12 protein-coding genes and 1 tRNA gene are annotated in these 15,305 nt (G+C 57.4%); 11 read left to right on the top strand and 2 right to left on the bottom strand.

All coding sequences use genetic code 11. The features are described 5' to 3' along the window. The first annotated feature begins 148 nt into the window (after positions 1–148). The 10 genes from polA to AB1772_03785 all read left to right on the top strand — a co-directional run bounded on the left by polA (position 149) and on the right by AB1772_03785 (position 12,449). A complete protein-coding gene (gene polA / locus AB1772_03830; protein ID MEW5795470.1) occupies positions 149–2,872 on the top strand; it encodes a DNA polymerase I in 2,724 nt (907 codons plus the stop codon). Between the two features lie 14 nt (positions 2,873–2,886). After that, positions 2,887–3,531: a hypothetical protein gene (locus tag AB1772_03825; GenBank protein ID MEW5795469.1), complete on the top strand. Its 645-nt coding sequence runs from the start codon at positions 2,887–2,889 to the stop codon at positions 3,529–3,531. Positions 3,532–3,542: 11 nt separating this feature from the next. Further along, positions 3,543–4,136, top strand: a complete 594-nt coding sequence (gene coaE, locus AB1772_03820; GenBank protein ID MEW5795468.1) for a dephospho-CoA kinase — start codon at positions 3,543–3,545, stop codon at positions 4,134–4,136. Between the two features lie 69 nt (positions 4,137–4,205). Then, positions 4,206–6,218, top strand: a complete 2,013-nt coding sequence (locus AB1772_03815; protein MEW5795467.1) for a transketolase — start codon at positions 4,206–4,208, stop codon at positions 6,216–6,218. After that, positions 6,208–7,410 (top strand): pyridoxal phosphate-dependent aminotransferase, encoded by a 1,203-nt coding sequence (locus tag AB1772_03810; protein ID MEW5795466.1) that lies wholly within the window; start codon positions 6,208–6,210, stop codon positions 7,408–7,410. The genes AB1772_03815 and AB1772_03810 overlap by 11 nt, the downstream gene beginning before the upstream one ends. An 85-nt stretch (positions 7,411–7,495) precedes the next feature. Further along, complete coding sequence (locus AB1772_03805) at positions 7,496–8,293, top strand: NlpC/P60 family protein (protein ID MEW5795465.1); 798 nt, start codon at positions 7,496–7,498, stop codon at positions 8,291–8,293. Then, positions 8,290–9,321 carry an enolase C-terminal domain-like protein gene (locus AB1772_03800; protein MEW5795464.1) on the top strand — a complete coding sequence of 344 codons (1,032 nt, stop codon included), beginning with the start codon at positions 8,290–8,292 and terminating at the stop codon, positions 9,319–9,321. The genes AB1772_03805 and AB1772_03800 overlap by 4 nt, the downstream gene beginning before the upstream one ends. Before the next feature lie 19 nt (positions 9,322–9,340). Continuing rightward, positions 9,341–11,275, top strand: a complete 1,935-nt coding sequence (locus AB1772_03795; GenBank protein ID MEW5795463.1) for an N-acetylmuramoyl-L-alanine amidase — start codon at positions 9,341–9,343, stop codon at positions 11,273–11,275. Between the two features lie 206 nt (positions 11,276–11,481). Further along, positions 11,482–11,727 (top strand): hypothetical protein, encoded by a 246-nt coding sequence (locus AB1772_03790; protein MEW5795462.1) that lies wholly within the window; start codon positions 11,482–11,484, stop codon positions 11,725–11,727. A 194-nt stretch (positions 11,728–11,921) separates the two neighbouring features. After that, positions 11,922–12,449, top strand: coding sequence for a hypothetical protein (locus AB1772_03785; protein MEW5795461.1), 528 nt, complete (start codon positions 11,922–11,924; stop codon positions 12,447–12,449). A gap of 102 nt (positions 12,450–12,551) precedes the next feature. Here the strand turns inward: AB1772_03785 and AB1772_03780 are convergent, their stop codons facing one another. Further along, positions 12,552–12,872 (bottom strand): RNA-binding protein, encoded by a 321-nt coding sequence (locus AB1772_03780; protein ID MEW5795460.1) that lies wholly within the window; start codon positions 12,870–12,872, stop codon positions 12,552–12,554. Positions 12,873–13,259: 387 nt separating this feature from the next. After that, positions 13,260–13,331, bottom strand: a tRNA-Arg gene (locus tag AB1772_03775). A 225-nt stretch (positions 13,332–13,556) separates the two neighbouring features. On the opposite strand from AB1772_03775, the gene AB1772_03770 reads away from it, so the two are divergent. Beyond that, positions 13,557–15,278, top strand: coding sequence for a proline--tRNA ligase (locus AB1772_03770; GenBank protein ID MEW5795459.1), 1,722 nt, complete (start codon positions 13,557–13,559; stop codon positions 15,276–15,278). Positions 15,279–15,305 lie beyond the last annotated feature (27 nt).

Raw genomic sequence — 15,305 nt, 5'->3', positions numbered from 1 at the left:
ACTGTATCCAGATCGTGAATACCCCGCTTGTAGACCTTTCGTCCAGCGCCATCAGATCACTTATAAAGCAGGGAATGTCACATAGTCAGTTGGCGACTTTGGTGCCCGCGGCGGTAGCCTCGTATATTGAACAGTGGAAGTTGTACCTATGAGCCGCGAATCAAAGACCCGGGTGTATCTGATCGATGGTTCCGCCATGTTCTATCGATCGTACTTTGCTTTCATTCGGAACCCGCTGATCAACTCGAAAGGGGAGAATACATCGGCGTCATACGGGCTGGTCAATTCGCTTCTAAAGATCATCCGCGAGGAGAATCCGGAATACCTCGGAATCGTCTTTGACACTCCCAAGCCGACTTTCAGGCATGATAAGTATCCCCAATACAAATCCACGCGGGCGAAAATGCCCGACGAGCTGGTGCAGCAGTTGCCTCGGATTCAGCAGGTGGTCGAAGCGCTTAATATCCCGGCGTTCGAACTCGAGGGATACGAGGCAGACGACGTTATCGGCACTTTCGCTGTGCGGGCGGCAAAGCAGGGGTGCGAAGTCTGGTGCGTGACCGGCGACAAAGACTTCTTCCAACTGGTGAACGAGCGGATCAAGATCTACAGCCCGCGCAAAGCCTCGGAAGCGCCGGAGCGGATGGGGCGTGAGGAGGTGAAAGAGAAATTCGGAGTCTATCCCGAGATGGTGATCGACAAGCTGGCGCTTATGGGGGATAGCTCGGACAACGTGCCCGGAGTTCCGGGGATCGGCCCCAAAACGGCGGATAAGCTGCTCGAAGAATTCGGTTCGCTTGACGGTGTTCTCGACAATCTCGCGAAAATCAAGCCGGCGGGAGTGCAGCAAAAAGTATCGGCCAATGCCGACCTGGCGCGACTGTCCAAAGAGTTGGTGACAATCCACACCGACGTGCCCATCACATTCGATCTGGAAGCTCTGCGCCGTCGCGCACCGGACCTGCCTAATGTTAAGGCGCTGTTTCTCGAATTGGAGTTCGCCACGCTGCTTAAGCAGGTAATGCCAGACAAGGCTGACGAAGATTCCGCCGAGCGAGGCGGCGCCACGAAGGCGTTTTACCACACGGTTGCTTCGGTCGCCGATCTGAAAAAGCTGGTAGCGGCGTTCAGCAAGGCTGGGACCATCGCGGTCGATACCGAGACAACCTCGCTCGATCCGCTGGAGGCGGAACTTGTCGGCGTGTCCCTGACTGACCGCGGGAACACCGGTTACTATATTCCTCTCGGTCATTCGACTGAGTCGCAGCGCAACCTGCCGTTCGAAGAAGCGCTCGCCCTGCTCAAACCGCTGCTGGAAAACCCGCAAGTGCGCAAGGTGGGCCAGAATATCAAGTACGACCTGCACGTGCTTAGGCGTTACGGAGTCGAGATTTCGCCGGTGTCCTTCGATACGATGCTTGCCTCGTATGTCATTAATCCAACGGCGCGGCAGCACTCGCTCGATGCTCAGGCGCTGCGCCATTTCGATTACCAGATGCAGTCGATCACGGAGCTGATCGGCAGCGGCAAGAGCCAGAAGACTTTCGACGTGGTTCCGGTCGACAAGGCGACTGCTTACTCTGGCGCGGATGTCGATTTCACCTATCGCCTGCTGGGCGTCCTGGAACCGGAGTTGAAGCGCCTGCAGCTCGACAGTCTCTATTACGACATCGAGCTGCCGCTAATCAAAGTGCTCGCCAACATGGAAGAGGCCGGAATCCGAATAGACAGCGCCTTCCTGGCGGATTTGAGCGAGCAAATGGACGGCGGCCTGAATGAACTCGAGCGGCAGATATACAAAATCGCCGGCGGCCAGTTCAATATCAACTCGACCCATCAGTTGGGTCATATCATGTTTGAGAAGCTCGGTCTGCCGACAAGGGGCAAGACCGCAAAGAAAACCGGTTTCTCGACAGATGCCCGCGTGCTGGAGGAGCTCGCCACGATGCATGAGTTCCCGAGGCTGATTGTCAACTATCGCCAGTTGGCCAAGTTGAAGAGCACCTATGTGGACGCGCTGCCCCGGCTGGTCATCCCCCGCACCGGTCGGGTGCACACCTCGTTCAACCAGACTATTGCCGCCACCGGGCGACTGTCCTCGACCGATCCGAACCTTCAGAACATACCGATCCGCACCGAGGAAGGTCGCGAAATTCGCAAGGCGTTCATTCCTCGGGACTCCGATCACACGCTGCTTGCGGCCGACTACAGCCAGATCGAACTTCGCATTTTAGCGCACTACACCGACGATCCAGGATTAATCCAGGCGTTTAACAACGCCGAGGACATCCACGCCCGCACCGCGGCCGAGGTATACGGCGTGAACATGAGCGCCGTCACGCCGGCAATGCGCCGGGTCGCCAAAACCGCGAATTTCGCGGTAATCTACGGCGTTTCGGCCTATGGCTTGTCGCAGCAAACAGACATGAATGTCGAGGAGTCAAAGCAGTTCATAGACACGTACTTTGCCCGTTATCCCGGGATCAAAAAGTACATGGATGCGACTATCGCATTCGCGCGCGAGAACGGATACGTCACCACGTTGTACAACCGTCGACGTTATCTGCCGGAAATCAACGACAAGAACTTCAACGTGCGCCAGTTTGCGGAGCGGACCGCGATTAACACGCCTATCCAGGGTACCGCTGCGGATATTATTAAAGTGGCCATGATCGATATCGATCGCCGGCTGCAGCCAATGCACTCGCGCATGGTTTTACAGGTGCACGATGAGCTGGTGTTCGACGTCCATAAGTCGGAGCTTGAAGATGTCAGCCAACTGGTGAAGACCGAGATGGAGAATGCGGCTAAACTGAAGGTGCCGCTGGTTGCCGATGTCGGGACCGGCCAGAACTGGCTGGAGGCCAAATAATCGGGGTTATCAAAATGGCATTTCAGAAAACAAGCATCTTCGTGACCGGTCTGTTTATGGGAATGCTCGCCGGCTCGGTTGCGGCACAAAGCACCGATGAGTTCGGTACAAGCGGCAGGGGATCACGCCGGGAACCGCCCTTGCAAATCGGTATCGGTATCGACTTCCGGGTCGATGACCTCGACAGGTACACCTATGTGCCATCGGTGGCGGGGCGCGTGTACTACTTCTTTCATCCCATAGTCGCTCTTCGTGCCGGTGTCGCGCACAACAGTGTGACCAGACTCGGGAAATCTGCCTCCTTCCACACAGTCGCATTCGATCTCGGCCTGCACATCAATGCCCGAGTGAGAGTGGTCATCCCGTACCTGGAAACCGGTTTCTGGCTGCCCATACATTGGGGCACAAACACCGGTCGCGAATTCTCTGGTTTCCGGCCGGGGCTGAGGTTCGCAGTCGGGATCTCGGTAGGGGTAACGACGGACGTGGCCCTTGATTTCAGCCTTGCCCAGGTGTTAAATCACATCTCGGTGCCGAGGGACCATGTCGTGCTGTTGCCACCGTCTCCGCACGAATTCATCGTCGGGCCATACTCCCCGGAGCCGGAGGGCGAGTACAATCCTGCCATCGCGGAATTTGTTGTCAGAATAGGACTTTGACTCCACAGCCTATGATTGTTGGCCTGACCGGACTAATCGGCGCAGGGAAGACCACCGCCGCGCGGGAATTCGCGCGTCTGGGCGCGGCGGTCATCGACGCCGACCGGATTGGGCGGGATGTCGTGGATAAGTCAGCCGCCCTGCGCAGGTCACTAATGCGGGCATTCGGATCTGATATCGTCGATGGTGCCGGCAGGATTCGCCGGAAGCAGTTGGCTGCATTGGCCTTTGCTGACAAGCGGTCACGTGATAAACTGAACGAAGTCGTTCACCCTCACCTCCTCAAAGAGCTTCGCCGCCAGGTGCGCAACGCTCGGAATTATCATGAGATAGTCGTAATTGACGCCGCCCTGTTGCTGCAGTGGCGGCTGGGGCGACTGATCGATTTCGTATTGGTCGTCGAGGCATCACGTGAATCCCGCTTGTCGAGACTTGTTGCGCGGGGGATGAGCCGCCCCGACGCACTGGCCCGGGAGAAAATGCAATTACCCCGGCGCGAGTTCATACGGCGGGCTGACAGAGTGATCAGGAACAATACCACAACGGATGATCTCGCCCGAAAGATCCAACGGCTCCACGCCCAGCTGATGCGTCATAGCAATTGACAGTAGTTCTCACAGGCGTCAAATTCCGGTTTGCATGGACCTGCAACCGCCAAATCAGGAATCACGTCGGTGCCACTGGTAGACTCAGCCACGGGACGGGTTGTCCGCGAGCTTTCTGTAAACGAACTTCGTGAGCGCGCGAGTTACATGCGCGGACTCAACCTGATTGCCCTTTGCGCCGCCGGTTCCGGCCACTCCGGAGGCACACTCGGTGTCATGGACATAGCGGCGGCGCTCTATTTGCGTATTGCGCGCCACGACCCTAGGCACCCGGAGTGGCCGGATCGGGATCGAATTGTATGGTCAGCCGGACACAAAGCGCCGGCGCTCTACACGGCACTGGCAGTAAGCGGGTACTATCCGGAAAAGGAAGTCGTACGGCTCCGGCAATTGGATTCTCCCTTCCAGGGCCATCCGCACAGGCTTGACCTGCCCGGTGTCGAGTTTACCACCGGCTCGCTGGGGCAGGGACTTTCGCTGGGGGTTGGCTCTGCCCTGGCCGCCAGATTGAACGACAGGGACTATCGGGTGTTTGTGATTTGCTCCGACGGCGAGCAGCAGGAGGGGTCTATCTGGGAGGCGGCCATGTCCGCCGCACACCACCAGTTGGGGAACCTGATTGCAGTCATCGATTGTAACCGGCTACAGATCGACGGCCCTATTGTAGAGGTCATGAACATCGAACCGCTGGCCGACAAGTATCGGGCGTTCGGGTGGAATGTGCTCAATGCCGATGGTCACGATATCGCCGATCTGGTTGAAAATCTGGAGGGCGCCCGCTGCCAGGCATTGGCCGGCAAACCGATAGCTGTAATATGCCATACGAACAAAGGGCGGGGTGTTTCGTTCATGGAAAACGAGGTCGGCTGGCACGGCAAGCCGCCTAACCGAAAGGAACTGGAATTGGCCCTCGCGGAACTGGGCGCGACCGACAAGTTCAATGTCGATGACCTGCTTGCCTATGCCGTCGAAAGCGAAAAACAGGTAGAAGTCAGGTTGACTGATGCCCAGCCCCGATTTTCGCGCAACTATTGGTGGAACGCCGGCGAGAATATGCGCGTCGAAATGAAACCGACCCGGGCCGGATTCGGACAGGCGCTCGACAAGTTCGGCGATGATCCCCGCATCGTTTGTATCGGGGCGGACATCTCGGACTCGATCTGCATATCGGATTTCTATAAGAACCATCCCGAGAGAAAGCCGAGATTCATTTCGGCGGGGATCGCCGAACAAAACGCCACCGGAATAGTCGCAGGCCTTGCCCGGGAGGGGAAGATACCGGTGTTCGGCACCTACGGAGTGTTTGCTTCGGCGCGAAATCTCGATCAGCTCCGGATATCGGTTTGTTACGCCAACCTAAACGTTTTGATCGTTGGCGCGCATGGAGGGATTTCAGTGGGTCCTGATGGCGCCACTCATCAAGAATTGGAGGCGATGTTCCAGATTACCGGTCTGCCTAACATGCACATGGGGGTACCCTGCGATATCGTCGAGACCGAGAAAATGACCCGCGCCCTGCTTTTGGATGTAGTCGGCCCAAAGTATCTCCGTTTCGCCCGGGAGGCTACGCCGATTATAACCGACGAAAGCACGCCGTTTCGTTTTGGTGAGGGGCTGATCTTTCGCTTCCGCCACGAAGCGGACCATTTCGCCCGGGCGTTTGAGTGTCACCCGGCAAGCGAGTACCGGAGCGAGGGAGAGGATATCACTATAATATCCTGCGGACCCGAAACCACTGAGGCGATGCGCGCAGCCTGGATACTCAGAACCGATCTTGATCTTGAGACCCGCGTGTTGCATCTTCACACCGTGAAGCCGCTGGATGAACAGGCGATCCGCCGCGCCGCCGAGGAAACCGGGGGAGTTGTGACCGCCGAGGAACACCAGGTCGGTGGCTTGGGCAACCGGGTGGCTGGGGTTATCGCGCAGCGGGTCAGGCTTCGCGGCAAGTCGCTCAAGTTCGCCATGATCGGCGTGCCGGACCGGTTCGGGCAATCCGGCCGCCCCTGGCAGTTAATCAGGAAACTCGGCTTGACTGCCGAGCACATAGCAGCGCAAGTTAAAGTAATGCTTGGAGTTTGATTTCGCGATAAGGGCTGAACGCATGCACTTTTCCGACAGCATAATTCGACTCGAATCCGAAGGCGCATTTGTCGTCCTGGCCAAAGCCAGACAAATGGAACGGCAGGGGCGGAAGGTCATCCACCTGCAGATTGGCGAACCGGATTTCGATACTCCCCGCAACATCACCGAGGCCGCCTACCGGGCCATCCTCAACGGCCAGACCCATTATGCACCATCTGGCGGCGTGCCGGAAGCCAGGGAGGTAGTGGCCGACTATATGTCACGGACGCGCAACGTCAAATGGACCGCCGAAAACGCGATCATCATGCCCGGCTGCAAGCCGCTGATCTACTGCGCCATGGTGGCGCTGATCAATCCCGGTGATGAGATTATTGTCCCCAATCCGGGGTACCCCACCTACCGTTCAGTCACCCGGTTTCTGGGGGCGACCCCAGTGCCGATCAAGCTGCGCGAGGAAAATGATTTCCGCTTTCTGGTGAGTGACCTTGAGGGCCTGATCACCCCGCGGACCCGGATGATCATTCTGAACTCGCCGGAGAACCCGACCGGCGGACAGCTTACCTGGGAAGACCTCGAAGCAATCTACGCTATTGCCCGGAAACATGACCTCTGGATTCTGTCAGACGAAATCTACTCGCGCATCGTCTATGACACCGAATTCAAGTCTGTCGCCACGATCCCCGGGGCGCTGGAGCGCACGATAGCCATCGACGGGCTCTCCAAGACGTACGCCATGACCGGCTGGCGGCTTGGTTTCGCCTGTATGCCGAGGCAGCTCGCCGACTATCTCTTTACGCTGGCGATCAACGCTTTTTCGTCGACCGCTACTTTCACCCAACACGCCATGATCGAAGCGCTCACCGGTCCACAGGATGAGATCGACAAGATGGTAGCCGAGTTTCGCCGCCGCCGCGATGTCATAGTCGCCGGACTGAACAAGATCGAGGGTATTTCCTGCCTAAAGCCGGAAGGGGCCTTCTACGTTTTCCCCAATATCAGCGGCACCGGGCTCAACTCGCGGCAGTTCGCTGACCTTCTGTTGGAGCAAGCCGGAGTAGCCTGTCTCGCGGGGTCGGCGTTTGGGAAGTACGGTGAAGGGTACGCCCGTTTCTCCTACGCCAATTCAGTCGAGAATATTCAGACAGCGCTTGAAAAGATCGGCGAGGTGCTGTCGGTTGTAAAAAAGTAGGCTGGGTTGCCCGATAATACTCGAAACCGGGCGCCGCGTCCGGTTTTTTATTGATCGGGAAGAAGCGCGATCATACGATATGTCTGTGAAGTTCGCCTTCGTGACTACCAACCTGACCGATCTCTGGGCCGAGCCGAGGTACAACAGCGAGCGCGCCAGCCAGCTCCTTTTTGGCGAAATAGTGCGGCTGGGCCCGGTAAAGAACGGCTACGTGAAGGTCTTCCAAACAGATGAATACACCGGTTGGGTGGATCAGAGGTTCTTGCGACCGATTAGCCGAAGCGCGAGCAGACTGTACAATACAGAAGCGCGGCATGTGGTAGTGAGAGATCGAGTGAAAGTCATGGCGGAAGCGGGACGACCATCGGCGGCGCCCTATCTGCTCTTTTATGGGACAAGGATAATGGTGCGGTCGGCAGCCCGCGGTCTTGCCGCCTGCCGTCGCCCTGACGGTACTGAGTTCAAATGCCGTCGCAGCGGACTCGCTTTGGTCGATAATAACAGCGTGCGCCCGCCTTTAGGAACAGCCGTAGTAGCTGAGGCCCGGCGTTTTGTCGGCGTACCCTATTTGTGGGGCGGCATCACGACCGTCGGTTTTGACTGCTCCGGTCTGGTGCGCACCGTGCTGGGCAGATTCGGGGTATACGTGCCGAGGGACACTAAGGACCAGATAAAGATTGGCAGGCCGGTAGACCGCGAGCAGGTGAGAACCGGCGATTTGCTGTTTTTCAAGCGCCATGTCGGATTTGCCATGGGCCGAAACCATATTGTGCATTCGTCGGTAGGCGGGTCGGGCGTGCGTGTCAATTCGCTTACACCGGGCTCGGACGATTACCGTCCGGATCTCGACAGAGATTTTGCTGCAGCCAGGAGGATTTTGTGATCCGGATCGAAACATTCAAAGTATCATTGCCCTTGAAAAAGAAATTCGCCATCGCCGGTGGAGAGGCAGGCGAGAAAACCAATCTCATCACAATTTTGAATAATCGCTATTCGGGCGAGGCCGCGGCGTCTGTCAAATACGGTCCCAGTGTCCAACGGATGCAGGCCGATCTCCGTCAGGGAGTAGCCAGGCTGGCTCAGCGCGAAAAACTGAGCCTCGAGGCTCTTCAGGAAATCAGTCAGTTCGACGTCCATCCCACGGTGCGTTCGGCACTGACCGGCATGGTGCTCAACTACCTGTCCGGCGAGAGCAGCCGCTATCCCTGGGAAATCGTGTCGCTGGGAGCGCCGGTCGGTATCAGAAACTCTATTACGATCAGTATCGCCGACCCAAAGCAGGTCATCGAGGAGGTCAACGCGTGCGACCTGCCCATCGTAAAGGTCAAAATGGGCGGAGAGCATGACGCTGAACTGGTACTGGCTTTGAAAGACCTTAGGGGAAAGGAGATCCGTGTCGACGCCAATGGCGGTTGGACGCCCGAGCAGGCCGAGGAGATGATCCATCACCTGGCCGAGAGCGGCATTCACGTTATCGAGCAGCCCACCGCCACCGAGTATATTGCCGACTGGCCCCACTTGAAAGGAAAACATCAGGAGGTTGAACTAATTGTCGACGAGGGGCTGAACACTCTTGAGGATTACCGCCGCCTCGCGCCACATTGCGATGGGATCAACATCAAAATGGAAAAGAGCGGCGGGATTGTCGAGGCCACTCGGATCGCCCGCCAGGCTCGCCAGGACAAAAAGAAGATCATGCTTGGCTGTATGGTTGAATCCTCGATCGGCATAGCCCAGTCGGTGTATATGTCATCGCTGGCAGACTATCATGATCTCGACTCGCCCCAGCTTTTGGAGGCGGATATCGCCCAGGGTATTATCTACAACCGCGAATCAATCCGCGTGGACCGGGAAATTATCGGCGGCCCGTCGCTCAAGCGCGACGTGGTCGAGAAATACATTCGTGAATGACAGGAAGTGTCATTTGTCGATGCCAAACCAGTTGCGAGCACTCACGCTCGCCGCAGTCGTACTGACCGGCGCCGGTGTATCGGCTGAGACGGCAATCCGAATCGTCTATCCAAAACCGGGCCAGACAATTGCCGCTGTCGACTCCTCCTTCATCTTTGGATCGATCACCGGCGGCTTTGATCGCGACAACGATACTCTCACGATAAACGATCAGTCTGTTGAGGTTCACCGCGACGGTGGCTTCCTTGCTTTTTTGCCGCTCGCACCCGGGGAGTTCATCTTCCGCATACGAGCTTTACGCCCCCGAGAATTGCCGCTGGCCGATGACACCCTTCAGCGACAACAGTTGCTGGCGGAAGACTCGGTCAAGGTGGTAGTACCGACGCCTCGTCGCTCTCTCCCCGACGATACCCTTGCGATAGTCGGCGACTACAACCCGCCGTCTGGAGATCTAGTGCTCTCGGCGGGTGATCTCCTGCACGTGATGTTCCAGGGTTCGCCCCGCATGCCGGCCTTGTTCTCGATTCCGGGTGTAGTCGACTCGGTCCCCATGAATGAAACCGACCCTCGGCAGCAGCCGTACTGGGGGGAAGCGGTGTTCGGCGATGGCGCCGTCCCTGATTCCCTCATGATTGAGGGCATCTACTCCGGTGTGTACGTTGTCCCCGAATCTGTTTCGGTTGTTGATAAGCGAATCATCTACCATCTGGCGACACCGCCGAAGAAATATATCCACCCTCGGAGCGGTGGAGTACCCGACTCGGCTTTCGATGACCGCATGGTCAAACTGGCGGCCATGCCAGATAGCCTGAGCAGAGAATCAGGCTACCGAATCAGCCTCAATCATCCGGAGTATCCGTTCACGGTGAGATTTCTCGACTCGATTCAAACCCTGCGCCACGGCCCGCGCCTGGGGTACTTCACGATATTTCAACCTGCCGGTGTCGAGGCCCTCGTGGTAGGTCGAGAGGGAGATTGGTACCGGGCGAAATTCTCCAAATCCCAGTATGCATGGATCGATCGCAACCTCGTGACGCCGTTGCCCCGGGGTGTCCTGCCACCTCGGTCAATGCCGACCACGGTTCGCACTTATGGCCATGATGACCATGTGCTTCTGGAGGTCGGCCTGAGCGGCAAACATCCCTTCCGTGTCTACGAAGATAACGCGCGCACCCTCCGCCTGCAGTTGTTCGGCGTCACCAGCAACACCGACTGGATTCGCTACGATTTCTCCGACCCCATGGTCGAGCTGGCGGTATGGTCGCAGCCTGAAACCGATCTGTACGAGTTGAAATTGACGCTCACTCGCGATGTATGGGGATACGACACGTATTATCGCGGCAACACCTTTTGCCTGCGCATCAATCGCCCCCCCGAGCATGTGGATCGTCTCAAGGGCAAGATCATCGTGGTAGATCCTGGGCATGCGTCGGATCCCGGCGCCGTGGGCCCGACCGGGCTTACCGAAGCCGAGGCGAATCTCCGGATCGCCCTGGCGTTGCGACGTGAGCTGCAACGCCACGGCGCGTCTGTCGTAATGACCCGCTATGACATGAGCCACGTCAGCTTGAATGATCGCCCTGTCATCGCCAAAAACGCCGATGCGGACCTGTTCGTTTCGATTCACAACAATGCCCTCCCGGACGGAGTGCATCCGTTTAACAATCATGGCGTCTCCACCTACTATTATCACCCACACTCGGCAAGGCTGGCGCGGGCCATTCAGAGAGAATTACTGCGGGCGACTGAGATGCCTGATTTCGGACTCTACCACGGTAACCTGGCCGTCAACCGCCCCACTCAGTATCCGGCAGTGTTGGTGGAGTGTGCTTTTATGATGATTCCTGAGCACGAGGCAGAGCTCAAGACAGAGCGTTATCGGAACAAAGTCGCCGAGGCCATAACCAGGGGAATCGACGCCTTTCTGGATGAATATGCGCACCGGAACAAATAACATGACGTGCACCGACCGGCACTTTAACGTGCGCGGCAGACCTCCCGGTCTGCCCGGCCTCTCAGGAGCCGTAACCGGAGGGGCAGACGAGGACGTCTGCCACCCACAGGGACCATATGCCCCCGTACCCGACAGCTCTGCCGTGGGTCCGGCGTCACCGGCAGTGCGCGACAGTTACAAAGCGAACACGGAATGGAACTGACCACATGAGCTCAGGTGCTTCCGCTAAATCCGAACCGTACTACTGGCTGATATACCTCGCCGCTCTTCTGGCCGGACTGCTGCTGATTGCCGACGCTATCAGCTTTCGCCCGATTGCCAAGATTACGGCCCGTCTCGGAATCGGGCTTCTGTACACAGCTTTCGCATTCATTGTCGGCGGTGCGCGGGCATCGGCAATAATCGGCACCATCCTGCTCTGGCTGGCGGTGCTGATCACGATCTTTGTGTAAGCCGCTCCCTCCACCACTATATCCAATTGGTTACTGACTAACCACCAAAGGTTCGCGAGGCGGGAAACCGCTCACTCGGTAACCTCCTTATACATACTCGACTAACTGCCAGCGGGTCAACCCGGATCAGTTGGCACACTTATTGCACTCGCTGAGGCTGTGCGATAGTTGCCACCAGATCAGGATCGATTGCCGTGAAACCAAACGTTACAAACATAGTCGCTTTAGCGAGCCTGTTGGTATATGTGCTCCGGCCGGAGATATCGGCCGCCGGCACCGTCAACGCGACTATCGGTGTCGGGGCCGGATCGTCATCGCTATGGACTCAGTCGTCGGAAGGCGGAATCGCGGCCGGAGGCACCTATAGCTACCGTACGCAAGGGCCGAGTGTGTCGTTTCGTCTGGTAGGGCTGAACGCACTCACGCCGGTTTTCAGCACCTACCAGGAGAGTGTCACCGAATTAGCGCTCATGGGGGGATGGGATTTCACGTTGCGAAAGTCATCGTTGTTCGCGATCCGTCTGGGCATAGGCAGGATGTGGTATCATGGCGGCTACCCCCGCGCGACCGCTTGGGATTACTCCGGCCATGCCTGGGGACCGGCTCTGCAGTTTGATCTCTATTGGAAGCGAATCGGCTTCACATACATGATGCACACCGGAGATCCGCAATCGTTCAGTGTGGGTCTGATCTGCGTGAGGCTGGGCCGTCTAAGAGCGTGAATTGCAGATGACACAAAAAAGAGAGAGGCCGGGCAAACCGCCCGACCTCTTTTGTGTTTGCGCTACGCGCAGTGACAGGAGTCTGAACTCCCGCCTGTCGGGTTAGTATCTCCGATCGCGATAACCGCCGCCGCGGCCGCCGCCACGGTTACCACCACCACCACGGCCGCCGGCGCCTTCGGTGCGAGGACGGGCCTCGTTCACGTTGAGCGCGCGCCCGTTCAGCTCCTGGCCATTGAGGCCGCTGATCGCGGCTATGGCCTCGGCCTTGCCGGACATTTCCACGAACGCAAAGCCTCTCGGCTCGCCGGTGTACTTGTCCGTGATGATGTTGACGCTGGAGACTTCGCCGAAACCGGCGAAAGCCTGGCGCAACTGGTCTTCTGTCGTGTCAAACGACAGGTTGCCTACGTAGATATTCATTCTACACTCCGGTTTTGTTTATCCAAGCAGAAATCTCGTCCGTGGGGATGCAGTTTCGGCCTGATAAACTCGTTCTTGCGCACTATTGCGCGTCGGTCCCGAGATTCAGCTTGTACAGAGATCTGTTGGAAAAACTACACAAAACCTTGACAAGTGTCACGACGGAAACCAATTCTGATATTCAAGTATATCGGTTTGAATATCAGAAGTCTATAGTTTATTTCAACAATCTTCTGACCGACCGGTTCACACAAAAGCGGCCAGTCACGGTACAGATCCACGTTTCTTACGACCAGATGTGTGCCAAGGACGCCAGACGCGGCGCGGCCATAGTCAACGAGTGAGCCTAAGTACATCTTGAAAACATGCGCCCTGCATGGAAGAAAATACCCCCGTCAGGAATCGAACCTGAATTACCGGCTCCGGAGGCCGATGCGTTATCCGTTACACCACGGGGGCAGAGATGACGCCTGTCGCTCTGACAGGCGGCTGGATACATACAACAAACCGTCAATGCGGGCAATAGTTTTCCGCCCGTCACTGAGCAACGCGTACCGACAGATTGGGGCTACGTTAGTTTAGAATTGCGCCGTGCCGCCAAAACCGTATTTTGTCAGCTGCGCGCCCGAACCAGCCGGTGTCCGGGTCGCTTCGATAACCGACCGGATGATAAGGACTTAATCAATGCGCTGGAGCCAGTGCTACATCCCCACGCTTAGACAAGAACAGTCCGAGGCGGAACTCGTCTCCCACCAGTTGCTGCTTCGCGGTGGCTACATCCGCAAACTCGTCGCCGGAGTCTATATTTACCTGCCGCTCATGCAGCGGGTAATTGAGAAGTTCTCCCGTATCGTCCGCGAGGAAATGAACAAAGCCGGCGCGCTGGAGATCACCATGTCGGTCATCTGTCCGGCCGAACTCTGGCAAAAGAGCGGCCGCTACCACTCCATCGGCCCGGAGCAGATGCGCCTGAAAGACCGCCACCAGCACGAAATGGTCCTGTGCGGCACCCACGAGGAGACTGTCACCAATCTGATCGCCGGCGAGGTTCGAAGCTACCGACAGTTGCCGCTCAATCTGTACCAGATCCAGGTTAAGTTCCGCGATGAAATCCGCCCCCGGTTCGGCCTGATGCGCGGTCGGGAGTTCATCATGAAAGACGCATATACGTTTGACGCTACCGAGGAGTCCTTCGCGAAGTCTTATCAGGCGATGGTGGACGCCTACTACGCCATCTTCCGCCGTGCGGGCTTGGATGTACTGAAAGTCGAGTCTGATACCGGAGCGATGGGCGGCAAGGCGGCGCACGAGTTCATGCTGCTGGTCGACACCAACGCCGGCGAAGAGAAGATCGCCGCTTGCACCAAGTGTGACTACGCGGCCAATGTCGAGAAGGCAACCTTCAAAGACGCCACAAAGATCACGCCTGATGCCGCTATCAAGCCGATGCAGCCCGTAGATACTCCCGGCGCGGCGACTATCGAGGAACTAACGAGATTCCTCAATGTCGATGCCACCCGTCTGGTAAAAACGCTCTTGTTCCTTGCCGACGGCAAAACGGTGGCAGCGCTGATCCGGGGCGACCGTGATCTGAACGAGGTCAAACTCAAGAACGCGGTTGGAGCGATCGATCTTCAGATGGCCGATGCGGCTACGGTCGAGCAGGTCACCGGGGCGCCGGTCGGTTTTGCCGGACCGATCGGTCTCAAAGGCGAGGTAGCTCTTCTGGTCGATCCATTAGTCACTGAACTGCAAAACTTCGTCACGGGGGCCAATCAGGATGAAAAGCACATCCTGAATGTCAATATCGGACGCGACTTCAAACCTTCCAAAGTCGTCGACCTGTCCAAGGCCCGCGCCGGCGATCTCTGTCCTCGCTGCGGCGGTGAGCTGGTGGTGAAAGACGGCATCGAAGTAGGCAACACTTTTATGCTCGGCACCAAGTACTCCGAGACGCTGGGGGCGAAGTTTCTCGATGCCGATGGCAACGAAAAACCGTGTATCATGGGGTCCTACGGTATCGGCATCACACGCACTCCGCAGGCGGCCCTAGAGAAATACCATGACGACAAGGGCATCGTCTGGCCCAAGAGTATCGCGCCGTTTCTCGTTGAAATCGTGCCCGTCTCAATGTCCTCCGCGGCTCAGGTCGATACGGCCGAAAAGATATACCGGCAGCTAAATGAAAACGGTATCGACGTGCTGCTCGATGACCGTGACGAACGCCCCGGAGTTAAGTTCATGGACGCCGACCTGGTCGGTCTGCCCATACGGCTCACTATTGGAGATAAGTCGTTGAAGGACGGCAAGGTAGAGCTCAAGGCCCGCAGCGGGAGCCAGGTACATCTGGTGACGGTGGAGCAGGTGGTCAAGGCGGTCCTGAAGATGGCTGACGGACTTAACTGACCCACAAAGTTGTTGCATCGGTTCGGG

It is taken from the genome of Candidatus Zixiibacteriota bacterium (genome assembly GCA_040752815.1).
Classification (GTDB): Bacteria; Zixibacteria; MSB-5A5; order GN15; family FEB-12; genus JAGGTI01.
This window is presented reverse-complemented; position numbering and strand designations above follow the sequence as displayed.

Bases quoted from the DNA above. Each gene is read 5' to 3' on its own strand.
- AB1772_03790 (MEW5795462.1), top strand. From the start codon at position 11,482: ATGAGCTCAGGTGCTTCCGCTAAATCCGAACCGTACTACTGGCTGATA.
- AB1772_03825 (MEW5795469.1), top strand. From the start codon at position 2,887: ATGGCATTTCAGAAAACAAGCATCTTCGTGACCGGTCTGTTTATGGGA.
- AB1772_03770 (MEW5795459.1), top strand. From the start codon at position 13,557: ATGCGCTGGAGCCAGTGCTACATCCCCACGCTTAGACAAGAACAGTCC.
- AB1772_03780 (MEW5795460.1), bottom strand. From the start codon at position 12,872: ATGAATATCTACGTAGGCAACCTGTCGTTTGACACGACAGAAGACCAG.
- polA (MEW5795470.1), top strand. From the start codon at position 149: ATGAGCCGCGAATCAAAGACCCGGGTGTATCTGATCGATGGTTCCGCC.
- AB1772_03795 (MEW5795463.1), top strand. From the start codon at position 9,341: ATGCCAAACCAGTTGCGAGCACTCACGCTCGCCGCAGTCGTACTGACC.
- coaE (MEW5795468.1), top strand. From the start codon at position 3,543: ATGATTGTTGGCCTGACCGGACTAATCGGCGCAGGGAAGACCACCGCC.